General features: G+C 50.5%; 7 protein-coding genes and 1 pseudogene. All 8 read right to left on the bottom strand.

All coding sequences use genetic code 11. From position 1 onward, the window contains the following. Positions 1–290: 290 nt before the first annotated feature. Positions 291–1160 (bottom strand): annotated as a pseudogene (locus Q7P68_RS13665) (formylglycine-generating enzyme family protein). Between the two features lie 84 nt (positions 1161–1244). Then, complete coding sequence (locus tag Q7P68_RS13660) at positions 1245–1949, bottom strand: substrate-binding periplasmic protein (protein WP_304226592.1); 705 nt, start codon at positions 1947–1949, stop codon at positions 1245–1247. A 77-nt stretch (positions 1950–2026) separates the two neighbouring features. Continuing rightward, positions 2027–3289: a zinc-binding dehydrogenase gene (locus Q7P68_RS13655; protein WP_304226590.1), complete on the bottom strand. Its 1263-nt coding sequence runs from the start codon at positions 3287–3289 to the stop codon at positions 2027–2029. Further along, a complete protein-coding gene (gene pfkB / locus Q7P68_RS13650; protein WP_304226589.1) occupies positions 3286–4287 on the bottom strand; it encodes a 1-phosphofructokinase in 1002 nt (333 codons plus the stop codon). The genes Q7P68_RS13655 and pfkB overlap by 4 nt, the downstream gene beginning before the upstream one ends. Further along, positions 4280–4549: an HPr family phosphocarrier protein gene (locus Q7P68_RS13645; protein ID WP_304226587.1), complete on the bottom strand. Its 270-nt coding sequence runs from the start codon at positions 4547–4549 to the stop codon at positions 4280–4282. Before Q7P68_RS13645 ends, pfkB begins: the two co-directional genes overlap by 8 nt. Next, the gene (gene ptsP, locus Q7P68_RS13640; RefSeq protein WP_304226585.1) at positions 4546–6267 is read right to left on the bottom strand and encodes a phosphoenolpyruvate--protein phosphotransferase; all 1722 of its coding nucleotides are present in this window, start codon (positions 6265–6267) and stop codon (positions 4546–4548) included. The genes Q7P68_RS13645 and ptsP overlap by 4 nt, the downstream gene beginning before the upstream one ends. After that, a complete protein-coding gene (locus Q7P68_RS13635; protein WP_304226583.1) occupies positions 6267–6710 on the bottom strand; it encodes a PTS mannitol transporter subunit IIA in 444 nt (147 codons plus the stop codon). Before Q7P68_RS13635 ends, ptsP begins: the two co-directional genes overlap by 1 nt. Continuing rightward, positions 6688–8110 (bottom strand): BglG family transcription antiterminator (locus tag Q7P68_RS13630; RefSeq protein ID WP_304226581.1); only part of this gene is annotated, 1423 nt, incomplete at its 5' end. The genes Q7P68_RS13630 and Q7P68_RS13635, both read right to left, overlap by 23 nt.

Below are 8110 nucleotides of genomic sequence, written 5' to 3'. Positions count from 1 at the left end.
TCCGCTAAGACAATTTCATCCCCATGGCCCATCCGGAACAGGGTATCCAATAACTCCGGTCCGATAACCGGTGAAATACCAATTAACATGGCCACCTCCACTAAAGTATTGAACCAATTCAAAAACTTAGATGTGCAATGTACTAAGTTTTAATAAGCTCCTCTATATCATCAATCAGGAAAATTTATTTGTCAAGCAAAAAATGTAAACGTTTACATTTAATATATAAGTCAATTTTATAAGTCGATCACTAATTTTTGAGTTATGAAATTGACTTAACCAGGAAAGCCTTATTTTGATGCAGCAATTCTAAATCCGGTTCCATTATCATAGGATCTAATTATTGGAGCAAAATCTCGATTATATACAAGATATTGTGAAGTTTGCATGGCTGGGCCTCCGCGCCAGGATCCTCCTCTCGAGACTCTAGAGAAGATTCTGGTATCACCATGCGGATCTGTTTGTTCCTTGTCGGTGTACTTTCCAAAAACATCCCATAACATCTCCCACACATTGCCTGACATATCATATATGCCTAGTTCATTTGGCTGCTTTAAACCGACAGGATTTGTTCTTTGACCGGAATTGTTTCCATACCATGAAATTACATTTAGATCATTGCCGCCTGAGTATTTATATCCTTTCGATAATGCTCCGCCCCTCGCGGCATATTCCTATTCTGCTTCAGTTAAAAGTCTATTTCCATTTTTATCCCAATCACACTTAATATCATTTCCCCACCCATTATTGTAACCTACTACATCTTCTATGACTGGCCACTTAGAAAAATCATATTCACCATGAATGCTATATACTGGCTCTCTTCCCTCTTTAAGACTCAACCAATTGCAAAATGCCACGGCATCACACCAGGAGATACACACCACAGGATCATCATCACTTTGAGGAAAGCCAACATCACGCCAATTCCCTGGATATTTATTCACCCACTTATAATTTAAAAATAAATCCGTAAAACCTCGCCTTTCGATATATGTGATATATTTGGTTTCATCGATGAATTGCCTGAACCAAAACACGGTTAGTTCATATTTTGAAATATAAAAATCACTGACCGTTACTTTATGGGCCGGAAAATACAGTGCTTTAGGGTCATTATTGGACCCCATGGTAAAGGTTCCACCTTTTACAAAAACCATATTAGAAAAGTAGTCCTGAGAAAACACCATTATCGATGACAATAAAAGTACAATGAGTAAAATCGTTCGTTTCATGCCCCACCCCTACCTATTCACTAATTTGTCCACAGCCTCATCGATTTGCTGGCGATGCCGCTCTATGGCCTGTTTAAGCGCGGGTATCTTGTCCATATATTTTTTATTAACCAGGTGCCAGTAGTCCACTGTTAATAGGGGAGTGTCAATCCTAACAATACGGTCTTTAAGACCAAGATCCTGGATCAGTTTTTCTACACCACCCCGGGTGCTGACGACAAAATCGGTTCGGCCAGAGTCGAGCATTCTCAGGACACTTTCATAGGTTGGGGCAGTAACGATCTTAACACCGTTTACATTTTTGGGAAAACCAAAGGTCGGGCTCGGCCCCACATCGGCAATTTCTCCAATGCTTAAACCGGCCCAGGTTTTTGGATCAGGCTTATATTTATCCTTGTCTGCAGCCCGGACATACATATAGAGCCGGCTGTATCCGAGGGCATCATTTCCATAACCAATACCTATATAGTTATCCGAAAACTGCTTTACCATGGTTCCACTGGCTGCCACCATGGCATCCAAAGTACCGGCTTGGACTTCTGCAAGCAGCCTTGAACCGGGAAATTCTTTCCATTCAGCTTCCAGCCCTACATCCTTGTAGGCCGGAGCAAGTGCATCATATAGAAGCTTAAGATTTGTCGAAGTGGCCCCAAGTACGACTTTTTCTTGTCCGAACACGAGAGCGCAGGAAAGCAAACAAAACGGAATAATCATGTTACAACACATAACCTTCTCCTTGCAGGTTAAATGGTACCGTTTTTAGTATAATGCAAGGAGCATGGGGCTGCCACTTAAATCTCAGGCCAATTCGCAAGGAGATACTGTTCCGCCTCGGCGTTCCATAGCCCCCGATGTTTGTTGCATAAGGCTGCAAGCTGCGCAAAACGGCCATCGGTCTTGCCCAATTCCCCAAAGTCCGCAATGGCAGTCATGGGCATGCTTATTTGGGTATACACGAGCTTTTTCCCCGCCGGCCTGTCTGGCAGATGGAGCGTCGCCTCCGCAGCACTATCAAGGCCCCCCACATGGGTCACCATGACCGCCGGATTGATCCGCCCCTGTTCGGATAAAAGCAGGGCCTCCCGCATATCATCCGTATTGCCACCAGTTGTCCCCACGATATGGGTCGCCCCATAGTGTACATTGTAAAAGTTCACCTTAGCGCTGAAGGCCGTATCTACCGGACCTGCAAAGAAATTAAGACACCCATCCTTTCCAAGGATTGCGTCTCCCTGTTCTACCACGGGAGCCACCGGCGCAAACACAAAGACATCGTCGTAGCCGTCGCCGCCGTTGATCTCGATAAGACGCGCTACAGGATCGGATAAGACCGCCGTATTGATGAACAGAAGTTCCACGCCCCGCCGTTTCTGTTCTTCCGGCGGGAACAGGGCCGCCGCACGGGCAAGGCGGCCTTCATCAATATCGGTTACCACGAGCCGCCGGGGATGCTGCTCCATCTGGAGGGCATAGCTCACAGCCCCAAGCCCCATGGGCCCCGCTCCAGCCAGGATCGCCATAGTACCGCCGGGTAAGGTACCCATACGGTGTTCATAGCTTCCCATGGTGGTATGGTAGCTTGCATGGAAGGCCCCAATAATGCAGGACATGGGTTCCGCCAAGGATGCCATAAAAAAGGCTTCTCCCCGGTAATCGAGGAGACAATCCAGTTCCATCACCTCCTGGGGCATAATGGCATAGGTTGCATCGCCACCGCAGTACCGATATGAATAGCCAGGAGAATCCATGCTGCCCTTATAGTTCAGGGCGGGCTGCAGGGCAAACTTTGCCCCAACGGTATATTTCCCCTGCCACTTTTTGCCTACCTTTTCTATAATCCCCGCTGTTTCATGGCCCACAATGACCGGTTCCTTGTCTATGTTTTTTGGCACCCGTTTATGATCGCTGCCGAGTTTAGCAGCCTTGTAGGTCGACATACAAATAGAATCGGAAATAATTTTTACCAGTATTTCATCATCCTTTATTTCAGGAAGCTCGAACTCCTCAAGCCGCAGATCCATTTTGCCGTACAGCCGTACTGCCTTTGTTTTCATAGCAACTCCTTTAGGGAAATGTAGGTCACCTGCGAAGCATAATGTTCCAGGTCCGCGCGGGATGGGGCCACCGTTCCTTCGACTGCAACAGCGGCGGCCCCTGCGCCTATCGCAGCAGCGACCATGGCACTGAGCGGCATATGCTGGTCCAGCGCCTCATGCCGCTCGAGCGGCTCATGACGCTCAAGGCTCATTGCCAAGGCCGCTACCATGGCGTCCCCGGCGCCCACGGTACTTTTAGCCTCCACCGGGAGCCCCTTTGCATACAGGGCCTCCTGGCGGTTTAAAAATAGGGCACCCTCGGCGCCGAGGGACACCACCACCGTTTCTGTTCCCGAGTCAAGGAGGCGCAGGGCCGCCGCCGCAATGTCTTGCAGAGCTTGCGCCGCAGGCTCCTGAAAAGATCGCCCCACAAGCCGTTCCAGTTCGTGGATATTAGGTTTTACCAGGGTCGGACCAGCCTCTATCCCGAGCCTGAGGGCTTCCCCGTCCGCATCCAGAATGGTGCGGCAGCCTATACTGCGGGCTTTTTGAATCCACTTTTTATAGATATCAGCCGGGGTGCCCCGCCCAATGCTGCCAGAAAAAACAAGAATCGTTTCTCTATCGGCCCCTGCAAAAAGCAGCGATTCGAGTTCAGCCAAGGCCGCACCGGTAAGCTCCGGCCCCTGGTCGTTAATATCCGTATGGGTCCTGTTCCGGGGGTCCACAATCTTTATGTTGGTCCTCGTCTCTCCATCAACCCATACGAATTGATGTTCTATTCCCAGATCGGTCAGGTAGCTGGCGATAAAGCGGCCCGCGCTGCCCGCGGCAACTCCGTAGGCGCAGCTTGCCCCCCCAAAGGCATGTATCGATTTTGAGACATTTATCCCCTTGCCCCCCGCATCGAGCCGGGATGCCTGTATCCGGTTCACCTGGTTTACGGAAAAGTCTTCGATAAGGACAGTCCGGTCCAACGCGGGATTCAAGGTAAGCGTCCTGATAGGCCTACTCATTGTGAATTGCCTCAAAAAAGGTTCCCAGCACCCGCTGCGCCTCTTCTTCGTTGCCCCCTGAGACTTGCAAGGTTACCTGCTCCTGGTATTTTACCCCCAGGGTCAGCATATGAAGCATGCTTTTGCCGTTAATGACCTTTTCGCCTTTGATAACCGTAACGGTTGTATCAGGGAATTGTTCGTTAGCCGTGTCCACAAAGAGCCGGGCAGGCCTTGTGTGGAACCCCGTGGGGTTAATGATGGTATAGGTTTTTTCGTTCACCCTATTACTCCTGAAATATATTGATGAATTGCTTCGGCGCTTTCCAAACGGAGCGCCCGTTCTGCCCATTGGGCCGCTTCTGTGCTTACCAGGGCAGCGAGCCGGGACCGGATCCGGGGCACCGATGCGGCACCCATGCTGAGTTCGGTAATACCAAGACCCACAAAGAGGGCAAAGGCTTCCGGGTCTCCCGCAAGCTCGCCGCAGACACCAATCCAGATACCATGGGCCTTTGCAGATCGACTTGCCATGTCAACCAGACGCAGCACTGCCGGCGACAGGCCCCGATTGAGATATGCCACAGACCGATTCATCCGGTCGGCCGCCATGGTATACTGGGTAAGGTCATTGGTACCCACACTAAAGAAGTCCACTTCGGGGGCAAAATGGTCCGCCAATAGGGCAGCGGAAGGGATCTCGATCATTATGCCCAGTTCCCAGGTCTCGGAAACGGGAACATTCCGCTTTTTTAGGTTCGCTTCTTCTTCAATAATGATAGTCTTTGCCCGCCTGAGTTCTTCCAGGGTTGCCACCATAGGAAGCAGAATCCTTAAGGTTCCAAAAACGCTCGCCCGCAGGATCGCTCTGATCTGGGTTCTCAGCAGGTCTTCCTTTTCAAGGCAGAGCCGAATGGCCCGGAGTCCTAAAAAGGGATTAGTCTCCGGTTCTAGGCGGATATAGGGGATCTGCTTGTCCCCACCCACATCCAGGGTCCGGATAACCACGGGTTTTCCCTTCATCCTTTCCAGTACATGTTTGTATACCTCAAACTGTTCGTCCTCCGAGGGCATGGCGGTCCGGTCCATAAACATGAATTCGGTGCGGAATAACCCTATGCCGTCGGCGCCGTTGCGGATTGCTCCCTCAAGGTCTTTAATGCTTCCGATATTGGCGGCAATTTCTATTTTTAATCCATCCTTGGTAAGCGAAGGTTTGTCCGCAAAGGCTTTAACAAGCTGCAGCTCTGCCTCATAGGCTTTCCGTTTTTCTTCATATTCAGAAAGGACACCGCTATCCGGATTCAGAATAACCACACCGGAGTTTCCGTCCACTATAACGGTGGCGCCGTCCACAATTTCAGGCAGCGGACCAATGCCCACCACAGCAGGGAGACCTAATGACCGGGCCAGTATGCTCGAATGTGAAACAGCACTCCCGCCTTCGGTCACAAAGCCGAGTACCATACTCCGGTCCAATTGTGCAGTCTGTGAAGGAGTTAAATCCACCGCGGTAAGCACCGAAGGCTGTTCCAGCTTAATAGATTCATCCCCTGTTCCCTGCATATTCTGTACAATCCGAGAAACAATATCCTCAATATCGTGTATACGGCCGGTAAAAAGTTCATCTTCGAGCTGGCGCAGAAGCTCCATAAACATAAGGCCCGTTTCCCGGACTGCAGCAACCGCATCTTTCTGTTCATCAAAAACTTTCCGGCGGACCTCTGCAAGAAATTCCGGATCCTTTAATATAGAAAGATGGCTCGCAAATATTTCGGCCTTTTCCTGGCCCAGTTCTGCAGCGGTCTTGTCTCGTAACAGAGTCACCTGTTCACGGGAGCGTTCCAGAGCCTTTGAAAAGTGCTCCCATTCTTGGTCCGGTATCACTGCTGCTGCATCACAGCGAGGGGTGGGGCGTTGAGCTGATTGTTCCCGGTAACGAACCAATGGGCCTATGGCGATTCCCGTCGATGCGGGAATTCCCTGCAATCGGTAGGTCATTATCGCTTCTCCACCGTTCCGACCACGTCCAGTATCTCTTTGGCTGTCCGGGCAGAAAGCAATTTTTGCAGCTGTGTGTCGTCAATACAAATCTGGGCAATATTGGTAAGGAGATCCATATGTTCATTCCCGATAGCAGCAACAGCAATGAGTAGTTTAGCAATCCGCCCTTTTCCAAAGTCCACACCGCCGGGGACCTGTACCACCGCAAGGCCTGTCTTTTTTACGAGCGGCTTTGCCGCCTCGGTTCCATGGGGCACCGCGACCTCGTTGCCCACATAGGTTGTGGAAATGCTGTCCCGCTGGATCATTGCATCAATATAACCTGGCTCTATATAACCGGCCTGCAGCAGCAGTTCACCGCAGGAGCGGATAGCCTCTTCCTTGGTACTGAATGCAGCATTCAGCTTGATTGTTTTTTCAGTCAGCATGGTTCCGGACATGGTGTATACCTCCTTGGTCCGTATTGAGTAATTGTTGGTAATAGTTTCGTATTTCCTGTTCCGATCCGGATTCCAGCCGCGCAAGCACGTCGGGATCCAAAAGCGAAACGCTGATTTCGTTTAATAGCGAGAGGTCCCCTTCTTTGACGTTCTGTGGTGCCAGCATAAGGAGAATAGTTTGGGGAGAAACAGGCCATAGTGCAGGTTCTGTTAACAAGGGCTCTGCGAGCCGGTGTATGGAAAAAAAAGGAGCAATAATCGCAGTGCCGCGGGCATGGAGAAAGATACAGCGGCTGCCAGGCAGGAGAATACCATGGTCCGAAGACCTGCGCAGAAGGGCTTCAAAGGCGGCATCACTATCTGAAACAAAGCCTTTGCATGAAGCAATGTCTATCAATCTTTTAAGAATGTTTTCCCAATCTGAGCCATAGTTGCAGGATGAAAAAACAGAAATGTGTTCAATAAGGTCCTGAATAGTATTCCGCAGTGAAAGAGCAGTCCTGCTTACATCGAGAGATAAGACTGCGGCTCCGGTCTGACTATCCTGCTGCCGTTCAGGGCTCCTGTTCATGAGGTTAGTGTTTAAAAATGAACGGATTTTTTGGACCCCTTCGTCAGAAAGGAGGGGCTCTACTAAAACATAGCGATCCTGAGGAAGGGGCAGCGGGATGGTAGATATCAGGATGTCCCAGCCTTCGAGCGGCATGGATTGAATATCGAACCAGGACACATTGGCTACGAGCTCAATCTCCGGTATTTTTTCCCGCAGCCGGCTCGCGAGCATATTGGCGCTGCCGATACCGGCGGAACAGACAACCAGGGCCCGATACCGTCTGCGTTCCCGTTCCATACGGGAGAGGGCAGAACCGAAGTGCAGCACTAAATACCCCACCTCGTCGTCCGGTACAGAAAGGGTCGGGAACAGTTCCTTGAGCAAACCCTGCAGCACCGCAAAGAGATCTCCGTACTCTTGCCGAATCCGACCGAGCAAAGGATTTTTAATTGGTAATTTATGTTGGAGTCGGTACAGGGCGGGAACCCAATGGGCCATAAGCCCGTCCCGGAGGACCCGGTCAGCATTTAAATTTTGGCCCAATCTTTCCCCGCATTTTTGAATGAGCAGATTTATTTCCGGCAGCACTTGCAGATTATCCGCCAGCAATTCTTTTCCGAGCCGCTCAGGCCGGGCTCCCCGGAGAAAGCGTTCCACCATGTGGATTGCCTCAGGGTCTACCGGAATAGAATAATGGGAAAAGACACCGCTTACGGCAGCCAGGGCTATCCGCCGTACTTCCGGATCAACGGCAAGGTTCTGATCTGCGGCTGCTTGAGAAGCCTGAGGAAGTGAAAAGCCGGACCGTTTCCTCACGGCCGCTACTGCGAGCACCAGCACAAGCTGC

The sequence above is a fragment of the Gracilinema caldarium genome (genome assembly GCF_029265695.1).
GTDB classification, from domain to species: domain Bacteria; phylum Spirochaetota; class Spirochaetia; order Treponematales; family Breznakiellaceae; genus Gracilinema; species Gracilinema caldarium_A.
This window is presented reverse-complemented; position numbering and strand designations above follow the sequence as displayed.

Excerpts from the sequence above, each read along its gene's own strand:
- Q7P68_RS13660 (WP_304226592.1), bottom strand. The coding sequence starts at position 1,949 with ATGATTATTCCGTTTTGTTTGCTTTCCTGCGCTCTCGTGTTCGGACAA.
- Q7P68_RS13655 (WP_304226590.1), bottom strand. The coding sequence starts at position 3,289 with ATGAAAACAAAGGCAGTACGGCTGTACGGCAAAATGGATCTGCGGCTT.
- pfkB (WP_304226589.1), bottom strand. The coding sequence starts at position 4,287 with ATGAGTAGGCCTATCAGGACGCTTACCTTGAATCCCGCGTTGGACCGG.
- ptsP (WP_304226585.1), bottom strand. The coding sequence starts at position 6,267 with ATGACCTACCGATTGCAGGGAATTCCCGCATCGACGGGAATCGCCATA.
- Q7P68_RS13635 (WP_304226583.1), bottom strand. The coding sequence starts at position 6,710 with ATGTCCGGAACCATGCTGACTGAAAAAACAATCAAGCTGAATGCTGCA.